General features: G+C 61.3%; 24 protein-coding genes. 16 read left to right on the top strand and 8 right to left on the bottom strand.

Going from position 1 to position 18,777, the window contains the following annotated elements:
- Nucleotides 1-109 precede the first annotated feature (109 nt).
- The 3 genes from ahpC to galU all read right to left on the bottom strand — a co-directional run bounded on the left by ahpC (nt 110) and on the right by galU (nt 3,430).
- Complete coding sequence (gene ahpC / locus J3P91_RS10655) at nt 110-673, bottom strand: alkyl hydroperoxide reductase subunit C (protein ID WP_011061677.1); 564 nt, start codon at nt 671-673, stop codon at nt 110-112.
- Nucleotides 674-905: 232 nt separating this feature from the next.
- Nucleotides 906-2,261, bottom strand: a complete 1,356-nt coding sequence (gene gorA / locus J3P91_RS10650) for a glutathione-disulfide reductase (protein WP_434605067.1) — start codon at nt 2,259-2,261, stop codon at nt 906-908.
- Nucleotides 2,262-2,590: 329 nt separating this feature from the next.
- The gene (gene galU, locus J3P91_RS10645) at nt 2,591-3,430 is read right to left on the bottom strand and encodes a UTP--glucose-1-phosphate uridylyltransferase GalU (RefSeq protein ID WP_039592970.1); all 840 of its coding nucleotides are present in this window, start codon (nt 3,428-3,430) and stop codon (nt 2,591-2,593) included.
- A gap of 232 nt (nt 3,431-3,662) precedes the next feature.
- Here galU and J3P91_RS10640 point away from each other — a divergent pair, with 232 nt between their 5' ends.
- Nucleotides 3,663-3,878 (top strand): hypothetical protein, encoded by a 216-nt coding sequence (locus tag J3P91_RS10640; protein ID WP_305495356.1) that lies wholly within the window; start codon nt 3,663-3,665, stop codon nt 3,876-3,878.
- A 106-nt stretch (nt 3,879-3,984) separates the two neighbouring features.
- Nucleotides 3,985-4,266, top strand: coding sequence for a hypothetical protein (locus J3P91_RS10635; protein ID WP_305495358.1), 282 nt, complete (start codon nt 3,985-3,987; stop codon nt 4,264-4,266).
- Nucleotides 4,267-4,281: 15 nt separating this feature from the next.
- Here the strand turns inward: J3P91_RS10635 and J3P91_RS10630 are convergent, their stop codons facing one another.
- Both J3P91_RS10630 and J3P91_RS10625 read right to left on the bottom strand, forming a co-directional pair.
- On the bottom strand, nt 4,282-4,512 hold the full coding sequence (locus tag J3P91_RS10630; protein WP_305495360.1) for a hypothetical protein: 231 nt from the start codon (nt 4,510-4,512) through the stop codon (nt 4,282-4,284).
- 110 nt (nt 4,513-4,622) lie between these two features.
- On the bottom strand, nt 4,623-4,973 hold the full coding sequence (locus J3P91_RS10625) for a hypothetical protein (RefSeq protein WP_434568904.1): 351 nt from the start codon (nt 4,971-4,973) through the stop codon (nt 4,623-4,625).
- Between the two features lie 204 nt (nt 4,974-5,177).
- On the opposite strand from J3P91_RS10625, the gene J3P91_RS10620 reads away from it, so the two are divergent.
- The 5 genes from J3P91_RS10620 to ada all read left to right on the top strand — a co-directional run bounded on the left by J3P91_RS10620 (nt 5,178) and on the right by ada (nt 8,467).
- Nucleotides 5,178-5,480, top strand: coding sequence for a DUF1883 domain-containing protein (locus J3P91_RS10620; protein WP_003182962.1), 303 nt, complete (start codon nt 5,178-5,180; stop codon nt 5,478-5,480).
- 30 nt (nt 5,481-5,510) lie between these two features.
- Nucleotides 5,511-5,681, top strand: coding sequence for a hypothetical protein (locus J3P91_RS10615; protein ID WP_434603939.1), 171 nt, complete (start codon nt 5,511-5,513; stop codon nt 5,679-5,681).
- A gap of 238 nt (nt 5,682-5,919) precedes the next feature.
- Nucleotides 5,920-6,639, top strand: coding sequence for a 2OG-Fe(II) oxygenase (locus tag J3P91_RS10610; RefSeq protein WP_434603937.1), 720 nt, complete (start codon nt 5,920-5,922; stop codon nt 6,637-6,639).
- Nucleotides 6,629-7,306, top strand: a complete 678-nt coding sequence (gene alkB, locus J3P91_RS10605; RefSeq protein WP_434605065.1) for a DNA oxidative demethylase AlkB — start codon at nt 6,629-6,631, stop codon at nt 7,304-7,306. Before J3P91_RS10610 ends, alkB begins: the two co-directional genes overlap by 11 nt.
- 87 nt (nt 7,307-7,393) lie before the next feature.
- The gene (gene ada, locus J3P91_RS10600; protein WP_434603935.1) at nt 7,394-8,467 is read left to right on the top strand and encodes a bifunctional DNA-binding transcriptional regulator/O6-methylguanine-DNA methyltransferase Ada; all 1,074 of its coding nucleotides are present in this window, start codon (nt 7,394-7,396) and stop codon (nt 8,465-8,467) included.
- On the opposite strand, the gene J3P91_RS10595 is transcribed toward ada, so the two are convergent.
- Complete coding sequence (locus tag J3P91_RS10595) at nt 8,431-8,919, bottom strand: GyrI-like domain-containing protein (RefSeq protein WP_434603932.1); 489 nt, start codon at nt 8,917-8,919, stop codon at nt 8,431-8,433. The genes ada and J3P91_RS10595 overlap by 37 nt on opposite strands.
- A 148-nt stretch (nt 8,920-9,067) precedes the next feature.
- On the opposite strand from J3P91_RS10595, the gene J3P91_RS10590 reads away from it, so the two are divergent.
- The 8 genes from J3P91_RS10590 (at nt 9,068) to J3P91_RS10555 (ending at nt 15,523) form a co-directional block, all read left to right on the top strand.
- Nucleotides 9,068-10,129 (top strand): NAD(P)H-dependent flavin oxidoreductase, encoded by a 1,062-nt coding sequence (locus tag J3P91_RS10590; RefSeq protein WP_434603929.1) that lies wholly within the window; start codon nt 9,068-9,070, stop codon nt 10,127-10,129.
- Nucleotides 10,130-10,367: 238 nt separating this feature from the next.
- The gene (gene modA, locus J3P91_RS10585) at nt 10,368-11,120 is read left to right on the top strand and encodes a molybdate ABC transporter substrate-binding protein (RefSeq protein WP_434603927.1); all 753 of its coding nucleotides are present in this window, start codon (nt 10,368-10,370) and stop codon (nt 11,118-11,120) included.
- A complete protein-coding gene (gene modB, locus J3P91_RS10580) occupies nt 11,120-11,800 on the top strand; it encodes a molybdate ABC transporter permease subunit (protein ID WP_434603925.1) in 681 nt (226 codons plus the stop codon). The genes modA and modB overlap by 1 nt, the downstream gene beginning before the upstream one ends.
- Before the next feature lie 3 nt (nt 11,801-11,803).
- Complete coding sequence (modC, locus tag J3P91_RS10575; RefSeq protein ID WP_434568911.1) at nt 11,804-12,883, top strand: molybdenum ABC transporter ATP-binding protein; 1,080 nt, start codon at nt 11,804-11,806, stop codon at nt 12,881-12,883.
- 204 nt (nt 12,884-13,087) lie between these two features.
- A complete protein-coding gene (locus tag J3P91_RS10570; RefSeq protein WP_434603923.1) occupies nt 13,088-14,125 on the top strand; it encodes a DNA topoisomerase IB in 1,038 nt (345 codons plus the stop codon).
- Nucleotides 14,126-14,260: 135 nt separating this feature from the next.
- The gene (locus J3P91_RS10565) at nt 14,261-14,824 is read left to right on the top strand and encodes an ATP-dependent Clp protease proteolytic subunit (protein ID WP_039592957.1); all 564 of its coding nucleotides are present in this window, start codon (nt 14,261-14,263) and stop codon (nt 14,822-14,824) included.
- Between the two features lie 230 nt (nt 14,825-15,054).
- The gene (locus J3P91_RS10560; RefSeq protein ID WP_186614672.1) at nt 15,055-15,234 is read left to right on the top strand and encodes a general stress protein; all 180 of its coding nucleotides are present in this window, start codon (nt 15,055-15,057) and stop codon (nt 15,232-15,234) included.
- Complete coding sequence (locus J3P91_RS10555) at nt 15,212-15,523, top strand: hypothetical protein (protein ID WP_434568913.1); 312 nt, start codon at nt 15,212-15,214, stop codon at nt 15,521-15,523. The genes J3P91_RS10560 and J3P91_RS10555 overlap by 23 nt, the downstream gene beginning before the upstream one ends.
- Nucleotides 15,524-15,692: 169 nt before the next feature.
- On the opposite strand, the gene J3P91_RS10550 is transcribed toward J3P91_RS10555, so the two are convergent.
- Nucleotides 15,693-16,445: an OBAP family protein gene (locus J3P91_RS10550; protein WP_434603921.1), complete on the bottom strand. Its 753-nt coding sequence runs from the start codon at nt 16,443-16,445 to the stop codon at nt 15,693-15,695.
- Nucleotides 16,446-16,533: 88 nt separating this feature from the next.
- Nucleotides 16,534-17,070: a DUF3087 family protein gene (locus tag J3P91_RS10545; protein ID WP_434603919.1), complete on the bottom strand. Its 537-nt coding sequence runs from the start codon at nt 17,068-17,070 to the stop codon at nt 16,534-16,536.
- 215 nt (nt 17,071-17,285) lie between these two features.
- Here J3P91_RS10545 and ppnN point away from each other — a divergent pair, with 215 nt between their 5' ends.
- The gene (gene ppnN, locus J3P91_RS10540; RefSeq protein WP_305495382.1) at nt 17,286-18,659 is read left to right on the top strand and encodes a nucleotide 5'-monophosphate nucleosidase PpnN; all 1,374 of its coding nucleotides are present in this window, start codon (nt 17,286-17,288) and stop codon (nt 18,657-18,659) included.
- Nucleotides 18,660-18,777 lie beyond the last annotated feature (118 nt).

Here is an 18,777-nt window from a genome sequence, read left to right as displayed (position 1 = left end):
TGTTTGAATTTCAGAAAAAACAACGCCCGAGCGAATCTCGCCCGGGCGTTTTTTGGGGCGAAGCGGCTTACTTGGCTAAGAGCGAATCGCCCTCGGATAACGCACTGGTTTAGATCTTGCCGACCAGGTCCAGGGACGGAGCCAGAGTGGCCTCGCCTTCTTTCCACTTGGCTGGGCAGACTTCGCCTGGGTGGGCAGCAACGTACTGAGCAGCCTTGATCTTGCGCAGCAGCTCGGAAGCGTCACGGCCTACACCGCCGTCGTTGATTTCAACGATCTTGATCTGGCCTTCAGGGTTGATCACGAAAGTACCGCGATCCGCCAGACCGGCTTCTTCGATCAGCACGTCGAAGTTGCGGGAGATGGCCAGGGTCGGGTCGCCGATCATGGTGTACTGGATCTTGCCGATGGCTGGCGAGGTGTTGTGCCAGGCAGCGTGGGCGAAGTGAGTGTCGGTCGACACGCTGTAGATCTCGACACCCAGCTTCTGGAACTCGGCGTAGTTGTCGGCGAGGTCTTCCAGTTCGGTTGGGCAAACGAAGGTGAAGTCAGCCGGGTAGAAGAACACGACAGACCACTTGCCTTTCAGGTCGGCGTCCGAGACTTCGACGAATGCGCCGTTTTTGAAAGCGGTAGCTTTGAACGGTTTAACTTGGCTGTTGATGATAGGCATCGTTGACTCTCCGTCAGGGGTTGAGAAGTTGATGAAGTGAATCTTAGCCACTCATGCCGCCGCTGGCTCATTGGCAAAGCTCATGCGAATGATTGGTTTTGGCTATCAGGAATCTATATAGATAGAAGAAATCTGTGGACCTGCCACAGGCGACCCTTTGTTGATCGTGGCAGTTGCCAAACAGTTCACAAGGCTGGACCGATGGATCACAGCCCTGGTTCGCAGGCGCCAATCAGGCGGTTGGCGTGCGCATGGTGACGAATTCTTCGGCGGCGGTTGGGTGCACGCCAATGGTCTCGTCGAAGTCGCGCTTGGTGGCTCCGGCCTTGAGGGCGATCGCCAGGCCCTGGACAATTTCCCCGGCGTCCGGCCCGACCATGTGGCAACCCAGCACCTTGTCGGAGCTGGCATCGACCACCAGCTTCATCAGCGTGCGCTCCTGGCACTCGGTGAGAGTCAGCTTCATCGGCCGGAAACGGCTTTCGAAAATCTGCACCTCATGGCCCTCCTCCCGTGCCTGCTCTTCAGTCAGGCCAACGGTGCCGATGTTTGGCAGGCTGAACACGGCCGTGGGAATCATCCGGTAATCCACCAGACGGTATTGCTCGGGCTTGAACAGGCGCCGCGCCACTGCCATGCCTTCGGCCAGTGCGACGGGGGTCAACTGCACGCGACCGATCACGTCGCCAATCGCCAGGATCGACGGCTCGGCGGTCTCGTACTTTTCGTTGACCTGCACAAAACCCTTGTCGTCCAGCGTGACGCCGGTGTTTTCCAGGCCGAGGTTGTCCAGCATCGGGCGGCGGCCAGTGGCGTAGAACACGCAATCGGTGACCAGCGTGCGACCGTCCTTGAGCGTCACCTTCAGGCTGCCGTCGGCTTCCTTGTCGATGCGCTGGATGTCGGCCTTGAATTGCAGGTCGAGGCCACGGCGTTGCAGCTCTTCGGCCAGGTGTTTGCGCACCGCGCCGTCGAAACCGCGCAAGAACAGGTCGCCGCGATACAGCAAGGAGGTCTGCGCGCCCATGCCATGGAAAATCCCGGCGAACTCCACCGCGATATAGCCGCCACCGACCACCAGCATGCGCTTGGGCAGCGACTTGAGGAAAAACGCCTCGTTGGAACTGATGGCGTGCTCGCGCCCGGGAATCTCCGGGATCACCGGCCAGCCGCCCGTGGCGATCATGATGTGCTGTGCGGTGTGGCGCTGGCCGTTGATTTCCACTTCGTGAGGGCCGGTAATCTTCGCGTGACCTTCATGCAGCGTGACACCGCTGTTGACCAGCAGGTTGCGATAGATGCCGTTGAGGCGATCGATCTCGCGATCCTTGTTGGCGATCAGCGTGGCCCAGTCGAAACTCGCCTCGCCCGCTGTCCAGCCATAGGCCGACGCTTGCTCGAAGTCCTCGGCGTAATGCGCGCCGTAGACCAGCAGTTTTTTCGGCACGCAGCCGACATTCACGCAGGTGCCGCCCAGGTAGCGGCTTTCCGCCACGGCCACCTTGGCTCCAAAACCGGCGGCAAACCGTGCGGCTCGAACACCGCCGGAACCGGCGCCAATCACATACAGGTCAAAATCGTAGGCCATCATTCATCTCCTTCGGCAGGCCGTCAGCATACCTGCTGTTTCCAGCTGCGGCAGCGTTGCGATGGTTATGGGGACGGAAAATGGGAAAGCCAGCTGGATCGGATCAATGGATAGCCATCGCTCAGGTCAAGCGCAATCCCTGTGGGAGCGAGCTTGCTCGCGATGGCGGTGGGCCAGCTTGCACCAAGGCTGAATGTGCCGACGCTATCGCGAGCAAGCTCGCTCCCACGGGGTGTACTAGCGAATTGATGAGTTGCGAGTGCCTTTCCTGTACACAAAAAAACGCCCCGAACCAGTCGGGGCGTTTTTTCAAGGCGCGGTGCAGGCTATCAGTAAGCCTTGCCGGTCTTGTAGAAGTTCTCGAAGCAGAAGTTGGTCGCGTCTATGTAACCTTCGGCGCCACCGCAGTCGAAACGCTTGCCCTTGAACTTGTAGGCCATTACGCAGCCGTTCTGGGCTTGTTTCATCAGGGCGTCGGTGATCTGGATTTCACCGCCCTTGCCCGGCTCGGTCTGTTCGATCAGGTCGAAGATGTCCGGAGTCAGGATGTAGCGGCCGATGATCGCCAGGTTCGACGGTGCGTCTTCAGGCTTTGGCTTCTCGACCATGCTGTGCACCCGGTAGATGTCTTCGCGGATCATCTCGCCGGCGATCACACCGTACTTGTTGGTTTCCTGCGGATCCACTTCCTGGATCGCCACGATGGAGCAGCGGAACTGCTTGTACAGCTTGACCATCTGGGTCAGTACGCCGTCGCCTTCGAGGTTGACGCACAAGTCGTCCGCCAGCACCACGGCGAACGGTTCGTCACCGATCAGCGGGCGACCGGTCAGGATCGCGTGGCCCAGGCCTTTCATTTCGGTCTGGCGGGTATAGGAGAACGAGCACTCGTCCAGCAGCTTGCGGATGCCGACCAGGTATTTTTCCTTGTCGGTGCCCTTGATCTGGTTTTCCAGCTCGTAGCTGATGTCGAAATGGTCTTCCAGGGCGCGCTTGCCACGGCCGGTGACGATGGAAATTTCCGTCAGGCCTGCGTCAAGGGCTTCTTCGACACCGTACTGGATCAGTGGCTTGTTCACCACCGGCAGCATTTCTTTGGGCATGGCTTTAGTCGCTGGCAGGAAGCGAGTACCGTAACCGGCTGCTGGGAACAAGCATTTCTTGATCATATAAGTCCTTGAAAAGGCGGTATGTACGAGTTTCGGCGCAGTCTAATCAGGCCGCAGGCACCTTACAATGCCCACGCTGGCCAACCGATGCCATCATAGAGAAATAAACCGGCGGATAGTTCAATCGCCTTTCGCTTCGATGGTTCCAGCGGTCCCACTGTACGCCCATGGGCGCTGTTTACGAGCTTTTGACGTATCATGGCCGCCTTGATCACGCCAACGGGGCAATTAGATGTCGGCAACTCCAAACGCAAACGGTTACTCGGTCAGCCAGGACAAGGACGGCCAGTGGTGGATTACCAATTACCACGGTGAACAGGTCGCCGGCCCCTTGCCCAGCAAGGCCATGGCGGTGGAAGTGGCTGCGGTATTCCAGGATGAACGCTCTGCCCCGGCGCCCCGGGAGCGCGAAAAGGCTCCGGCACGCAATACTCGCCGCAAGAAATAGTCGGGCCGTCCCATCATTGCCTTGATGGGAACTGTGGTTTAGCTGTACCGGAATGGCCATTCGCTATAATCTCGCGCCATTCCTCCCCCCTCTCGATGACGATCCCATGAAAACACTTCTGGCGCTGTTTACAGTCCTGGCCCTGGCGGGCTGTGCCTCGGCGGAAAAAACCTACCTGGCCAACGGTGAACAAGGCCTGGCCATCGACTGCTCGGGCGAAGCCAATTCCTGGGCGACCTGCTACGAAAAAGCCGATGCGTCCTGCGCCGGCACGGGTTATCGCATCGTCGGCACCGACGGCACACCACAAGCCAAGGAAAGCGAAAAGACTCTGGGGGTCGACGTGGGCAATTTCAGCAGCCGCAGTGTCGTCGTGGTGTGCAAATAAAAGTGGGCAAATAAACTAGATGTGAATCTCGGCGAACTTGATCCCCAGGCCCCGCAAGGTCTCGATCAGGTCGTCGAGCCGAGAGAAGGATTCAACTTCGTCCTGGTCGTCCACCAGGAAAAAACTGCGCCCGGCGCTTTTCTTGAAGAACACAATCCACTCGCCTGGGCTCCCAGGGTTCTGGATCACGTGGGTGGCGCAGATCAGGCCTTCTGCATGGCGCTCGCGCACCTGTTCGCGTTTCATTGACCGGGCTCCATAAATGACAATGCCGCCAACGGCGACCGTGGCGGCATTCTTGTATCGAGGGTGGAAGTTTAACCGATGCCTGGCGATCCGTCAGGCCGAGCCCACGCTCAACCGGAAATGCAGGCGTTGGCCGCGTCCTGTACATCCCCGGGGCGCACGGGCACGTTGGACATGCTTTCATGCAGCTTGATGCTGCTGCCGCTGGAGCGCTCGTCAATGTCGAACACCGCCGCCGGCAGCGCCGACAGCTTGCCGGGAACGATCACCCGAACGCCGTTTTTATGCGGCTCCATTTGCAGCGGGCCACGGCTCTCGAGCAGCTTGTCGGCAACACACCGGGCGTATTCATGGGGCTTCTTTCCGGAGATGACGCTCATGGTGGGCGGTGTCTGGTTGATGTCCGATACCGACGCACATCCACTCAGGGCCAAAGCCAATACCCACACGCTGCGCTTCATACGATTCCTCCGATAAAGACCCTCCGACAGCATAAACACTGCTTTTCTCCCCTGCGCTGCGCTTTTTTACCCAGTGGCCGGTAATAAATCAGCCCAGCCTGGGACAGGGGTCGGATATTAACCCGTGGTGCTGATAAACTGCGCGCCATTATTTGCTTCATCTTCTGTCCTGACCCGGCAAGAAATGCCCTTCTGGAGGCACCCTTGAAATTCATCCACCAGCGCGAGCACCTCAACGAGGACGATATCGTCGTTATCGAATGCTCCCAAATGTGCAACATCCGTTTGATGAACGACGCCAATTTCCGCAGCTTCAAGAACGGTGGCCGGCACACGTACCATGGCGGCGCGTTCGACACGTTCCCGGCACGGATCACCGCACCGAGCACAGGCTTCTGGAACATCACCATCGATACCGTCAACCGTCGCGCCATCAGCGTTACCCGCAAGCCGACCCTGACCCACAAGATCAAGATCATCCGGCGCTCCAGCTCGAAACTGAGCTGAGCAGCGTCCCAGACGAAGACAGGAATAACCGTGGCCCAGACGACCAAATACGTCATCAAGTACAAGCTCAACGGCGAACGCCGCTTCGAGTTCGCGCAGTTGCAAAATGGCACCGAGGAAGAAGCCCTGGCAGAGCTGAAGAAGCTGCATGGCGAGAGCGATGATGTGATCAGCGAGCTCAAGGTCAGCAAGGCCCTCTAAACGGCGGGACAAAATGCCTTTCGTGGCGAGGGAGCTTGCTCCCGCTCGGCTGCGCAGCAGTCGTAAAACGCATTGACGCGGTACATCATAATGGCTTCATCTGCCTGATTGGGGCGGCTGCGCCACCCAGCGGGAGCAAGCTCCCCCGCCACAGAAAGCTCATCACACCGCAAGAATCGGGGTGCGGGCGACGCAGTAGTGCTCAGACTGGGCGATCCTCCCATTCAGGATTGCAATCATGCCCTCTGAGTCCTCCCTGCCCCGCCCCATCGCCGACCTCGACTGGCCCGCCCTGGAACAAAGCCTCGACCAGGACGGCTGCGCGATCATTCGCAACCTACTGCCGGCAGCGCTGTGCCTGCAACTGCGAGGCTTGTACAGCGACCCGGGGCTGTTTCGTTCCCGCGTGGTGATGGCCCGTCATGGATTCGGACGGGGCGAGTACCAGTACTTTGCTTATCCGCTGCCCAAGGTTGTCCAGCAATTACGTCAATCGCTGTATTCGCGGCTGGTGCCGCTGGCCAACCGCTGGAACGATTGCATGAGCCAGCCAGTGCGCTATCCCGACCGGCACGCCGATTTCATCCGGCGCTGCCACGACGCCGGCCAACAACGCCCTACGCCGCTGCTGCTGCAATATGGCCCGCAGGACTACAATTGCCTGCATCAGGATCTGTACGGCGAGCACGTATTCCCGTTGCAGGTGGCGATCCTGCTGGCGGAGCCGGGCGAGGACTTTGCCGGCGGCGAATTTGTCCTCACCGAACAGCGCCCGCGCATGCAGTCACGACCACAGGTCATCGATCTGAAACAGGGCGACGCCGTGATGTTCGCCGTACACCAGCGACCCGTCAAAGGCGTTCGCGGTTATTATCGAGTGAACCTGCGCCATGGCGTCAGCCGCTTGCACAGCGGCCGCCGGCATACACTTGGGATCATTTTTCATGATGCGCAATGACCACACGCCCATCACTCTGGATCTGTTCGCCGATCAACCGCCCACCACGCCCGGCGAGGTCGAACAGATCGGCCAGCAATCCTTCGTATTACGCGGGTTTGCCCTGCCCTGGATCGACCGCGTGCTGCCGGCGCTGGAAAGCGTCTTGCAGGCGGCGCCATTCCGGCAGATGGTCACGCCCGGCGGTTTTACCATGTCGGTGGCCTTGACCAGTTGCGGCGCGCTCGGCTGGACCACCGACCGCAGCGGCTATCGCTACACGGCCCACGACCCGCAGACCGGCCAGCCCTGGCCCGACATGCCACAGCTGTTTCGCGACCTGGCCCGTAACGCCGCCCGGCAGGCGGGGTTCGAACACTTCGAGCCCGATGCCTGCCTGATCAACCGCTACGTGCCCGGTGCCCGAATGTCGCTGCACCAGGACAAGAACGAACGCTCCCTGACGGCCCCCGTCGTCTCGCTCTCCCTTGGCCTGCCGGCGATGTTCCAGTTCGGCGGGTTCGAGCGCAGCGACAAAAGCCAGCGCATTGCGCTGTTCCACGGCGACATCGTCGTCTGGGGCGGTGTGGATCGCTTGCGTTTCCACGGCGTGCTGCCACTCAAGCCGGGAGAGCATCCGACGCTGGGTGCCCAGCGGATCAATCTGACGTTCCGCATGGCCGGATAACAGCGCAGAATTCAACCGCAAGACCCGGAGTGTCGCCACCTGGATGGCTCGCTACTGTAGGCAAAACGGGCCAATGGAATAACGACCATGAACAGCACTTCAAACACTCTCGCCTCTGACCAGGATCCCCGCTGGGCCGCCGTGCTTGCCCGGGACCCGCGTGCCGACGGGCAATTTGTCTATGGCGTGAAAACCACCGGCATCTATTGCCACCCCAGCAGCCTGTCGCGCCTGCCCAACCCGCGTAACGTCGAATTCTTCGACACACCGGAACAGGCCCAGGCGGCCGGTTATCGTCCCAGCAAACGCGTGGCCAGGGACCAGACCCAGATCGCCGCGCAACAGGCCGCCCGGGTCGCGGCCGCCTGCCGACAGATCGAGGCCGCCGAGGAACTGCCAGGCCTGAACGAACTGGCGCTGAGCGCGGGTTTGAGCCCTTTTCATTTCCATCGCGTTTTCAAGTCTGTCACCGGCCTGACGCCCAGGGCCTACGCCGCCGCCCACCGCTCGCGCAAAGTGCGCGAACGCCTGGCCGAAGCCGGGACGGTGACCGAGGCGCTGTATGACGCCGGTTTCAATTCCAACAGCCGCTTCTATGAAGCCGCCGACAAAGTCCTCGGCATGAAACCGGCCGACTACCGCGCCGCCGGGCAGAACACCGACATTCGCTTCGCTGTCGGCCAGTGCTCCCTGGGGGCAATCCTGGTGGCGCAAAGCGACCGTGGCGTGTGCGCGATTCTGCTGGGGGACGATCCGGACGCACTGGTACGCGACCTGCAGGACAAATTCCGCCGCGCCAACCTCATCGGCGCCGACCGGGAATTCGAGCAGTTGATTGCCCAGGTCGTGGGATTCATCGAAGCACCGGCCCTGGGCCTCGACTTGCCGCTGGACCTGCGCGGCACGGCCTTTCAGGAACGGGTCTGGCAAGCCCTGCGGGAGATTCCACCGGGCAGCACCGCCAGCTACGCCGAGATCGCCCAGCGCATCGGCCTGCCCAAGGCCGTCCGCGCCGTGGCCCAGGCCTGCGGCGCCAACAGCCTCGCCGTGGCGATCCCCTGCCACCGGGTGGTGCGCAGCGACGGCAACCTCTCGGGCTATCGCTGGGGCGTCGAGCGCAAGCGTCAGTTGCTGGCGCTGGAACGCTCGTCCGCAGACTGAACGCCGATATAGATCGCCACCGAGTCGGGCGCGTTGTAGACCTCGAAATCGGTGGTGAACCGGCGCACGGTCTGCGGGTTATCGGCGAAGTACGCCCAGATCAGGCCCCAGGCCTGGATCACGCAATCGGGCATCGGCCCCTTGGCCGAAAACACCAGGTAATCCCCGCCCTCGACGTCCACGGCGGGGTAACCTGCGCTCGTGGCATCGACCTGCACACCGGCCGTCACGTTGAAGTAGCCGGTGGCATCGGACTCGTAATCGGAATACACCCCATAGACGAACGACTCGGACTGCCGGGCCGGAACGTTTTCGAACAGCCCTTCAGTGAAGAACTGCTGCCACATCGGGCCGATTTTTGCCGTGTCGCCTTGCTGCTCGTCGGCATTGCGGGTGCGCACCTGCAAACCGGCGACGGTGAAGGGTTCGACAGTCTTGAGTTTCACGTCCATGGATCGAGCTCCTTGATGGGGGAAGCCGCATGGTACCCATCCCTTTGCCCGGATCAAACCCGAACATCGATTGAAAAACTCGACTGGTCCTGGCCGGGCGACACCTGCTAAAAACACGCTTTCCTTCTGCCGTCGGAGACACCCGAACATGAGTCAGTGGCCAGACACCCGCATTCTCGACCTGCTCGGCATCGAGCTGCCCATCATCCAGGGGCCTCTGGCCGGCGTAACCGGTCCGGCCATGGTAGTCGCCACCTGCAATGCCGGCGGGCTGGGCTCGATGCCGGCGGCGATGCTCGACGTGGAGCAACTGCGCCAGGCGCTGACGACCATCAGCGAACAGACCGACAAACCGTTCAACGTGAATTTTTTCTCGCACCAGCCACCGGCGTTCGATGAACAACGGGCCGAGGCCTGGAAACAGCGGCTCAAGCCTTATTACGAAGAACTGGGCGCCGACTTCGAAGCGCCGACGCCGGTGTCCAATCGCACCCCGTTCGATGATGCGGCCTGTCGCGTGCTGGAGGAACTGCGGCCCAAGGTGGTCAGCTTCCACTTCGGCCTGCCGGAAAAATCCTTGCTGGATCGAGTCAAGGCCACCGGCGCGAAAATCCTCTCCTCGGCCACCACCGTCGAAGAAGCCATCTGGCTCGAACAGCACGGCTGCGACGCGATCATCGCCATGGGCTATGAGGCCGGCGGTCATCGCGGGATGTTCCTGAGCGAGGACCTCAACACCCAGGTGGGTCTGTTCGCCCTGCTGCCGCAAGTGGTGGATGCGGTGAAGGTGCCGGTGATCGCCACCGGCGGGATCGGCGACGCGCGCGGGATTGTCGCGGCGTTTGCCCTGGGCGCGTCGGCGGTGCAGTTGGGCAGCGCTTATCTGTTCACGCCGGAAGCCATGATCACACCTTCCCATCACCGGGCGCTACGCACGGCCAGGGAAAGCCAGACCGCCGTTACCAACCTGTTCACCGGCCGCCCGGCCCGGGGCATCGTCAACCGGGTGATGCGCGAGGTCGGCCCGATGAGCCCGCTCGCGCCGGCTTTCCCCCTGGCGGGCGGCGCCTTGATGCCGCTGCGGGCGAAAGACGAAGCGGATTTCGCCAACCTCTGGGCCGGCCAGGCGTTTCCCCTGGGGCGTGAGCTGCCGAGCGGCGAACTGACCCGGCGCCTGGCCGAAGAAGCGCTGGCGCGGTTCAAGGGCTGACTTGGTCGACTGAGCGTCTGCGGCGCTTTCAAGGACGCTATCGCGAGCAAGCTCGCTCCCACAGGGGATGTGGGGTGAATAACGATCTTGCGACGCCTTGAAAACCTGTGGGAGCGAGCTTGCTCGCGATGAGGCCAGTCGTATCACCGCCAAACCCGACAAAATACCGCGTTCCGTTTCCCAGGCATTCGCTATATATTCCGCTATATAGCGAACCCATCCCCACGGAACCCTGCCCATGCGCTCGAACCCTTTCGCCCGGCTGCTGCTGGCTACCTGCTTTTGTGTCAGTGCCGCCCAAGCCGACGAGGTGCAGGTAGCCGTCGCTGCCAACTTCACTGCGCCGATACAGGCCATCGCCGCCGATTTCGAAAAAGACACCGGCCACAAGCTGATAGCCGCCTATGGCGCGACCGGGCAGTTTTATACGCAGATCAGGAATGGTGCGCCCTTCGAAGTCTTCCTCGCCGCCGACGACACCACCCCGGCCAGGCTCGAAAGCGAAGGCGCTACCGTCAAGGGCTCGCGCTTCACGTATGCCATCGGCACGTTGGCGCTGTGGTCGGCCAAGGACAACTACGTCGACAACCAGGGCCAGGTCCTGCGCGACAATGCATTCACGCACCTGTCCATCGCCAATCCGAAAACCGCGCCGTATGGCCTGGCCGCGACCCAGGTACTGGAAAAACTCGGGCTGTCCGCGCCGGTGAAAAACAAGCTCGTCGAAGGCCAGAACATCACCCAGGCCTATCAGTTCGTTTCCACTGGCAACGCCGAACTGGGCTTCGTCGCCCTGTCCCAGGTGTACAAGGACGGCAAGCTGGCAAGCGGTTCGGCATGGATCGTCCCGGCCGAGCTGCATGATCCGATCAAACAGGACGCGGTGGTTCTCGACAAAGGCCGGGATAACCCTGCCGCCCTGGCCTTGATGGAGTACCTCAAGGGCCCGCAAGCCGCCGCCATCATCCAGTCCTTCGGTTATCAACGCTGATGCCGCTGACCGGCGCCGATTACGCGGCCATCTGGCTGACGCTGAAACTGGCCTCGCTGACCACGGTGATCCTGCTGCTCATCGGCACGCCCATCGCCTTGTGGCTGTCGCGCACCCGATCCTGGCTGCGCGGGCCGGTGGGCGCGGTGGTGGCACTGCCGCTGGTGTTGCCGCCCACCGTGATCGGCTTTTATCTGTTGCTGGCGTTGGGTCCGAACGGCTGGATCGGCCAGTTCACCCAGGCTCTCGGCCTGGGCACCCTCACCTTCAGCTTTACCGGGTTGGTGATCGGCTCGGTGATCTATTCCATGCCGTTTGTTGTCCAGCCCTTGCAGAACGCGTTTTCCGCCATCGGCAATCGTCCATTGGAAGTCGCCGCCACGCTGCGAGCAGGCCCGTGCGACACTTTTTTCCACGTTATCCTGCCCTTGGCCCGACCCGGTTTCATCACCGCGGCGATTCTCGGTTTCGCCCACACGGTCGGTGAATTCGGCGTGGTGCTGATGATCGGCGGCAACATCCCGGAAAAGACCCGGGTGGTGTCGGTGCAGATCTACGACCATGTCGAAGCCCTCGAATATGCCCAGGCCCATTGGCTGGCGGCGGCGATGCTGGGGTTTTCCTTCCTGGTGCTGCTGGTGCTGTACTCCAGCCGCCGAACCCGTGCAGGCTGGAGCTGAGCGATGATCCAGGCAAGATTTCAACTCGACCACGGCGACTTTTTCCTCGACCTGGACGTGCAATTGCCTGGCCGTGGGGTGACGGCGCTGTACGGCGAATCCGGCTCCGGCAAGACCACTTGCCTGCGCTGCATCGCCGGCCTGGAGCGACCCTCACAGGGCTTCATCGAGGTCAATGGCGAGGTCTGGCAAGACAGTGAGCGCGGCGTATTCGTGCCACCTCATCAGCGCGCGCTGGGCTATGTTTTCCAGGAGGCGAGCCTGTTTGACCACCTGTCGGTACGCGACAATCTGGCGTTCGGCCTCAAACGCGTAGCACCGGCGCAACGGCGCGTGGACATGAACCACGCGACGGAACTGCTCGGCATCGGTCACCTTCTCGACAGGCAACCCCATAACCTCTCCGGCGGCGAACGCCAGCGCGTCGGCATCGCCCGCGCCTTGCTGACCAGCCCGCGACTGCTGCTGATGGACGAGCCACTGGCGGCCCTCGATACGCGGCGCAAAAACGAAATCCTGCCTTACCTGCAACGACTCCACGACGAACTGGACATCCCGGTGCTGTACGTCAGCCATTCCCAGGACGAAGTCGCGCGCCTGGCTGATCACATCGTGCTACTCGATGCCGGGCGCGCCCTGGCCAGCGGGCCGATCGCCGAGACCCTGGCGCGACTCGACCTGCCATTGGCCCAGGGCGATGACGCGGGCGTGGTGATCCAGGGCAAAGTCAGCGCCCATGACCCGCAATACCAGCTACTTACCCTGACGTTGCCCGACAGCCAGTTGCAGGTGCGTGTCGCCCATCAGCCGATGGCTGTCGGCCGACCGTTGCGCTTCAAGGTACAGGCGCGGGATGTCAGCCTGAGCCTGGCGAACGATGCACAGACCAGCATTCTCAATCGCCTGCCGGTGACGGTCGTCAGCGAACTGGCGGGCGACAACGCGGCTCATGTACTGATCCGGCTGGAGGCCGCTGGCACGCCGTTGCTGGCGCGGATTACCCGGTATTCCCGGGATCAGTTGAAGCTGCATCCGGGGCAGATGCTGTGGGCGCAGATCAAGGCGGTGGCGGTGTTGGCGTAGGTATCGACACAGCCCCTGTGGGAGCGAGCTTGCTCGCGATGGGGCCGGTACATCCAACATCCCCGTGTCAGACAAACCGCTATCGCGAGCAAGCTCGCTCCCACAGGGGACTGGACTGTGCCGACGTGAGAAACTCGGCACGACCGCAACGGGCGGCGGTCAATCAATTCAGAGGCCATTCGAATTCATCGCCAAGGATCAAACATGCCCGACACCCTGCCGCCCGATGCACTCCCGGCTGATCTGCACTACGTCGACGACACCGCCCCGGGCATCACCCGCCGCAAACTGCGGGGCAAGTTCTGTTACTTTGACCCGTCGGGCCAGCGCATTACCGATCCCGCCGAAATCCAGCGGATCAACGCCCTGGCCGTTCCGCCGGCCTACACCGATGTGTGGATCTGTACCGACCCGCGCGGCCACCTCCAGGCCACCGGACGCGACGCCCGAGGACGCAAGCAGTACCGCTACCATTCGCGCTGGCGCGAAGTGCGCGATGCGGACAAGTACTCACGCATGCTCGAATTCGGCCGCACCCTGCCGCGACTGCGCAAACGCCTCGAGGAAATCCTCGCCACGCCCGGTTTCAGCCGCGATAAAGTCCTCGCAACGGTCATCACGCTGCTCGACGTCACGCTGATCCGCGTCGGCAATAGCCAATACGCCCGGGACAACCGTTCCTACGGCCTGACCACGCTGCGCAACAAGCATGTCGCGGTCAACGGCAGCGCCATCGCTTTCCAGTTCCGTGGCAAGAGCGGCGTTGAACACCAGATCACCGTGAAGGACCGACGCCTGGCACGGATCATCAAGCGCTGCCAGGAAATTCCCGGGCAGAACCTGTTCCAGTACCTGGACGAACACGGCGAGCGCCACGCCGTCACCTCTTCGGACATCAACGCCTACCTCAAGACACTCACCGGCGCCGATTTCACCGCCAAGGACTATCGCACCTGGGCAGGCAGCGCGGCGGCGCTGGACGGGCTGCGCACATTGCAGTGGGAAACCGAGACCGAAGCCAAGCGACACGTTGCCGAAATGGTCAGGCAGGTCGCCCGGCAGTTGGGCAATACGCCTGCCGTCTGTCGCAAATGCTACATCCACCCCGCCGTGCTGGAAGGCTTCATGGGCGGTGTGCTGAGCGACCTGCCCAAACCTCGCGAACGCAAGGGACTCAGTGCGCAAGAAGCCGCACTGACAATATTCCTGCAGCGTATGGCCCAAGCCGTCGAAGCCTGTTGAGCGAAGCGGCGGCTGATTGCCGGAACTGAACAAGCGCATGACGGAAGTGGAACATCCGACAGCCGGTGCACTCCCAACTGTACAGAGCCGCTGATCCGCAGACTCGTCAACGCGTGAAGTCGAGAGGAGTTTCAGATGTCCGAACACATCGTCCATTTCCATTGCCAGATCGACCAGGGGACCACCGAGCGCTTCCGGGACAATTGCCTGGAAGCCATTGAAAAAGGCGCCGACTCGCTGATGCTCAACCTCTCTACCGTCGGCGGCAGCACCAATTTCGGTTTCACCCTCTATACCTTTATCAAATCCCTTCCGGTGCCCGTGCGCGCGGTGAATGCCGGCAACATCGAGTCGATGGGCATCGTCATGTACCTGGCCGCCAGCGACCGCACCACCACCCCGCATTCACGCTTCCTGATACACCCGATGAATTGGTATTTCGGCCAGAAATCAGTGGATCACTCGCGCTTGCGTGAATACCTCTCGAGCCTGGACAACGACGTGGCGCGGTACGTGGAAATCTACGTCAAGGAAACCGCCGGAGCCGCCACGCAACTGGATATCTTCAAATGCCTGTGCGCCGAGGAGCGAGTGATACCGGCGGAAAATTCGCTGGCTTTCGGCATCGCGCACCGGGTTGAGCAGGTGGTGTTTGCGCCCGAGGCGAAACACTGGAAAGTCAGCGGCGGCGAGGACTGAATCACTCCTTTGATGATGAATAAATACAATTTGCCGCCGCTTGCCTTATTAATTAAATCGATGCTGTACAAGTTCAAGCGAGACGGCTGTATAAGTTACTCGGGCGTTAATTCTTTAGTTGATACCGTTCGTCGCCAGCGAAACGTTTTTTTTAAACTTCCATCCGCAGATTTCTTTCACAGTACTGCGAGGCACGTTTTACTCGCTTAACCAAAATGAGGATTCTCGAAATGGCTAATAGCGGAAACAAAAACCCAGGTAACTTCGCAAACGACCGAGAGAAAGCATCCGAAGCCGGCAAGAAAGGCGGACATGCTTCCGGCGGAAACTTTGCCAACGACCGGGAAAAAGCCTCTGAAGCCGGTAAGAAAGGTGGCGAACGCAGCCATGGCGGCGGCAGAAAATCGTAACCCGGAAAAACCGTTGGGGCGTAGCGTTGCTGCGCCCTGGCGCTTAAACCTGTCGAGGTCACGAATGAGCCAGGACCGATTCATTGTCAGTTTCATTGCCGACGGCCAGCCCGATAATCGGGTGCTGGCGGCTGACACCGAGACCCTGAGCACCGAAGAAGCCGAGGCACTCTTGAGAGTGACCTTCACCGAATTGAAAAGCGTCGGAATCAGCGACGTCCAAGTTCAGAAAAGAACCAAGCCAAACGAAACGGAACATGATGTTCCAGGGCACTTCAAACAGCCGTAATTAATTTATCCCTGCCCCGTGGCGAGGGAGCTTGCTCCCGCTGGGCTGCACAGCAGCCCTGATAATTATCCAATTAAACACAGTATCCAAGTTGATTGCCTTGGGGCTGCTACGCAACCCAGCGGGAGCAAGCTCCCTCGCCACAAAAGCATATTCGGCAAATTCGCGTTTAATGAGCATGCCCCGTCGGGTCCTTGATCTGCCACACCTGCCCCTTCTGCCAAGCATCCGCACCGGGATCGATTGTCAGCGCTTCGATTGCCGCGCGGGCGCGTTTTTTCTCTTCGCTGGAGATGCCCATCCGGCTGTCGCGCTCACGCACCAACTGCGGGTCGATCTGGCCGTCGGCGGTAAAGCCCATCATCAGTTGCGGAACACCGTAAGGCAGCGCGTTGCCCTGTTCGGTGTGCCAGGTGTGCCAGGTCTTGCCGTAGGTGCTGACGAGGTTTTTCATCAAGCGGGTTTCCGCCACCTCGGGGATCCCTGGCGCGACCAGTTGCCCGGACTTCACCTCATGCACATGGCTGTGCCACAACTGTTTCTCGCCGGCCGGCAAGCCTTCGAACAAGCGCTTGCTGATGATGTACTCCACGCCCATGAGCTTGGCGTTCGCGGTGTTGGCATCAAAGATGGCGCACTGGAACACTTCTTCGTTCAGTGCCGTGCAGTAGTGATGCGCTTCCATTTGCCCGGACATCCGCCCGTTATAGAAATGGAAGCCATCCAGGTAGGTGTCCAGCGCTTGCAACGGGGGTTTGTTCTGCATGAGCCCCGCCCCGGCTTCCAGCGTCGCGGTGGTCGGGCTCTTCGCGGCTCCTGGCGCGTCCACCGGTGAATGGCTGTCGCCGCCCGCGCAGCCTGCCAACCCCACCGTTGCCACGCAAAGCATGGCCCAGGTTCCTTGAGTGATTTTTCCAGGCATCTCGACTATCCTTTTCATGACTGTTCATGAGAAAGGCGCCCGTTCACCCGGGTTTGATTTTTTCACCTGAGCAACCGACGAGCGGCCGCTAATCGCGGGCTTTATAGGCCTGTTTCACGGTATCGATCCAGGCCGGGTCAAGGCGCGACTGCTCGGGGTCAAGACCGCGCGCCTGCATGTTCTGCAGATGTTCATCGGCCTCGCGACTCAACGAGGCCTGGTCGCTGGAGTTGGCATCCAGCAGGTGCATCTGGGCCAGGCCCAAATGATAGAAGCGCAGCAGCTTCATCGCCGCCGTATCCTGGGCCTGCACCCCAGCCTTTACCTGGTGCATCACGTTGGTAACGCTCATCAGGCTGCGCTTGAGCTGCCAGCCGTACACCGCCGCGGCCATCCACGGCTGTTGCCAGAAATACCCGCGCATGAGCGCGGCCATCAGCAGCACGGCGGCGAAAACCCCGCCCACGTTGAAGCGAAAATTATCGCCCCCGGGTGTGCCGAACAGCATCACCGCCAGGCTCGATAGCAGCATCGCCAAGGCCAGGAATACCACGGCGAGGATGAGCGTGCTGCGGCGGGTCTGCTGCCGGTAGGTCACGGCGTCCCACGGTTTGATCTCGAACATCGCGTCGCATTTTCCTTGTGTGGCGTGAAAAGACTCGCGCATTATCGCCTCCCCGGTCGATTTGGCTATGCTGGGGCTCATTTGTGTTGCACCGACCCGAAGGACCCGGATCAAAGTCCATGGCGATACCGCAAGGATCGTGCGATCTTCCTGCGTGGACGTTTTTTCAAAGATGCCGCCGTCGTGCGCGCGGCATCGTTTTCAAGGAAAGCTGAATGACTCAAAGACATGTAATCAACGCCTCGGTAAGCCCCAAGGGCAGCCTGGAGACCTTGTCCCAGCGCGAAGTCCAGCAACTGAGCGAAGCCGGTTCCGGCAGCATCTACGATCTTTTCCGCCAGTGCGCCCTGGCTATCCTCAACACCGGCGCCCATGTCGACAACGCCAAGACCATCCTCGAAGCCTACAAGGATTTCGAGATCCGCATTCACCAGCAGGACCGGGGCGTGCGCCTGGAGCTGCTGAACGCGCCGGCCGATGCGTTCGTCGACGGCGAAATGATCGCCAGCACCCGGGAAATGCTCTTCAGCGCCCTGCGCGACATCGTCTACACCGAGAACGAACTGGACAGCCAGCGCATCGACCTGAGTTCGTCCCAGGGCATCAGTGACTACGTCTTCCACCTGCTGCGCAACGCCCGCACCCTGCGTCCCGGCGTGGAACCGAAAATCGTCGTGTGCTGGGGCGGTCATTCGATCAACACCGAAGAATACAAATACACCAAGAAAGTCGGCCACGAACTCGGCCTGCGCAGCCTGGACATCTGCACCGGCTGCGGCCCCGGCGTGATGAAAGGCCCGATGAAAGGCGCGACCATTGCCCACGCCAAGCAGCGTATCCATGGCGGGCGTTACCTGGGCCTGACGGAGCCGGGCATCATCGCCGCCGAGGCGCCGAACCCGATCGTCAACGAGCTGGTAATCCTGCCGGACATCGAGAAGCGCCTGGAAGCCTTCGTGCGCGTCGGCCACGGCATCATCATCTTCCCGGGCGGCGCCGGTACGGCGGAAGAGTTCCTCTACCTGCTGGGGATCCTCATGCACCCGGCCAACCAGGACCTACCCTTCCCGGTCGTGCTCACCGGACCGAAAAGCGCCGCGCCGTACCTGGACCAGTTGCACGCGTTTGTCGGCGCGACCCTGGGCGAAGCCGCGCAGAAGCACTACCAGATCATCATCGACGATCCGGCCGAAGTGGCGCGGCAGATGACCCAAGGCCTGAAAGAAGTGAAGCAGTTCCGCCGCGAGCGCAACGACGCGTTCCACTTCAACTGGCTGCTGAAGATCGACGAAGGTTTCCAGCGCCCGTTCGACCCGACCCACGCCAACATGGCCAGCCTCGGCCTGAGCCGCGACCTGCCGCCCCACGAACTGGCCGCCAACCTGCGCCGGGCGTTTTCGGGAATCGTCGCCGGTAACGTCAAGGACAAGGGCATCCGTCTGATCGAGGAGCACGGCCCGTACGAGATCCACGGCGACTCCGCCATCATGGAACCGCTTGATCGGCTGCTGCAGGCCTTCGTCGCCCAGCACCGGATGAAACTGCCGGGCGGCGCGGCGTATGTGCCGTGCTATCGCGTGGTGACCTGACCTGATCGAATCACCGCAGATCCAATGTGGGAGCGAGCTTGCTCGCGATGGCGGTGGTCCATCCAGCATCAGTGCTGGCTGAACGAACGCTATCGTCGGATCGCCGCCCGGAGCAAGC

Source organism: Pseudomonas sp. Z4-7 (assembly GCF_051131965.1).
In the GTDB taxonomy this organism is placed as follows: Bacteria; Pseudomonadota; Gammaproteobacteria; order Pseudomonadales; family Pseudomonadaceae; genus Aquipseudomonas.
This window is presented reverse-complemented; position numbering and strand designations above follow the sequence as displayed.

Excerpts from the sequence above, each read along its gene's own strand:
- J3P91_RS10625 (WP_434568904.1), bottom strand. The coding sequence starts at position 4,973 with ATGAAGCGCAGCGTGTGGGTATTGGCTTTGGCCCTGAGTGGATGTGCG.
- J3P91_RS10550 (WP_434603921.1), bottom strand. The coding sequence starts at position 16,445 with ATGCCTGGAAAAATCACTCAAGGAACCTGGGCCATGCTTTGCGTGGCA.
- J3P91_RS10590 (WP_434603929.1), top strand. The coding sequence starts at position 9,068 with ATGAGTCAGTGGCCAGACACCCGCATTCTCGACCTGCTCGGCATCGAG.
- modC (WP_434568911.1), top strand. The coding sequence starts at position 11,804 with ATGATCCAGGCAAGATTTCAACTCGACCACGGCGACTTTTTCCTCGAC.
- ada (WP_434603935.1), top strand. The coding sequence starts at position 7,394 with ATGAACAGCACTTCAAACACTCTCGCCTCTGACCAGGATCCCCGCTGG.
- J3P91_RS10560 (WP_186614672.1), top strand. The coding sequence starts at position 15,055 with ATGGCTAATAGCGGAAACAAAAACCCAGGTAACTTCGCAAACGACCGA.
- modA (WP_434603927.1), top strand. The coding sequence starts at position 10,368 with ATGCGCTCGAACCCTTTCGCCCGGCTGCTGCTGGCTACCTGCTTTTGT.
- J3P91_RS10595 (WP_434603932.1), bottom strand. The coding sequence starts at position 8,919 with ATGGACGTGAAACTCAAGACTGTCGAACCCTTCACCGTCGCCGGTTTG.
- J3P91_RS10545 (WP_434603919.1), bottom strand. The coding sequence starts at position 17,070 with ATGTTCGAGATCAAACCGTGGGACGCCGTGACCTACCGGCAGCAGACC.
- ppnN (WP_305495382.1), top strand. The coding sequence starts at position 17,286 with ATGACTCAAAGACATGTAATCAACGCCTCGGTAAGCCCCAAGGGCAGC.
- J3P91_RS10570 (WP_434603923.1), top strand. The coding sequence starts at position 13,088 with ATGCCCGACACCCTGCCGCCCGATGCACTCCCGGCTGATCTGCACTAC.
- alkB (WP_434605065.1), top strand. The coding sequence starts at position 6,629 with ATGCGCAATGACCACACGCCCATCACTCTGGATCTGTTCGCCGATCAA.
- J3P91_RS10610 (WP_434603937.1), top strand. The coding sequence starts at position 5,920 with ATGCCCTCTGAGTCCTCCCTGCCCCGCCCCATCGCCGACCTCGACTGG.
- J3P91_RS10640 (WP_305495356.1), top strand. The coding sequence starts at position 3,663 with ATGTCGGCAACTCCAAACGCAAACGGTTACTCGGTCAGCCAGGACAAG.
- modB (WP_434603925.1), top strand. The coding sequence starts at position 11,120 with ATGCCGCTGACCGGCGCCGATTACGCGGCCATCTGGCTGACGCTGAAA.
- ahpC (WP_011061677.1), bottom strand. The coding sequence starts at position 673 with ATGCCTATCATCAACAGCCAAGTTAAACCGTTCAAAGCTACCGCTTTC.
- J3P91_RS10555 (WP_434568913.1), top strand. The coding sequence starts at position 15,212 with ATGGCGGCGGCAGAAAATCGTAACCCGGAAAAACCGTTGGGGCGTAGC.
- J3P91_RS10630 (WP_305495360.1), bottom strand. The coding sequence starts at position 4,512 with ATGAAACGCGAACAGGTGCGCGAGCGCCATGCAGAAGGCCTGATCTGC.
- gorA (WP_434605067.1), bottom strand. The coding sequence starts at position 2,261 with ATGGCCTACGATTTTGACCTGTATGTGATTGGCGCCGGTTCCGGCGGT.
- J3P91_RS10565 (WP_039592957.1), top strand. The coding sequence starts at position 14,261 with ATGTCCGAACACATCGTCCATTTCCATTGCCAGATCGACCAGGGGACC.
- galU (WP_039592970.1), bottom strand. The coding sequence starts at position 3,430 with ATGATCAAGAAATGCTTGTTCCCAGCAGCCGGTTACGGTACTCGCTTC.
- J3P91_RS10635 (WP_305495358.1), top strand. The coding sequence starts at position 3,985 with ATGAAAACACTTCTGGCGCTGTTTACAGTCCTGGCCCTGGCGGGCTGT.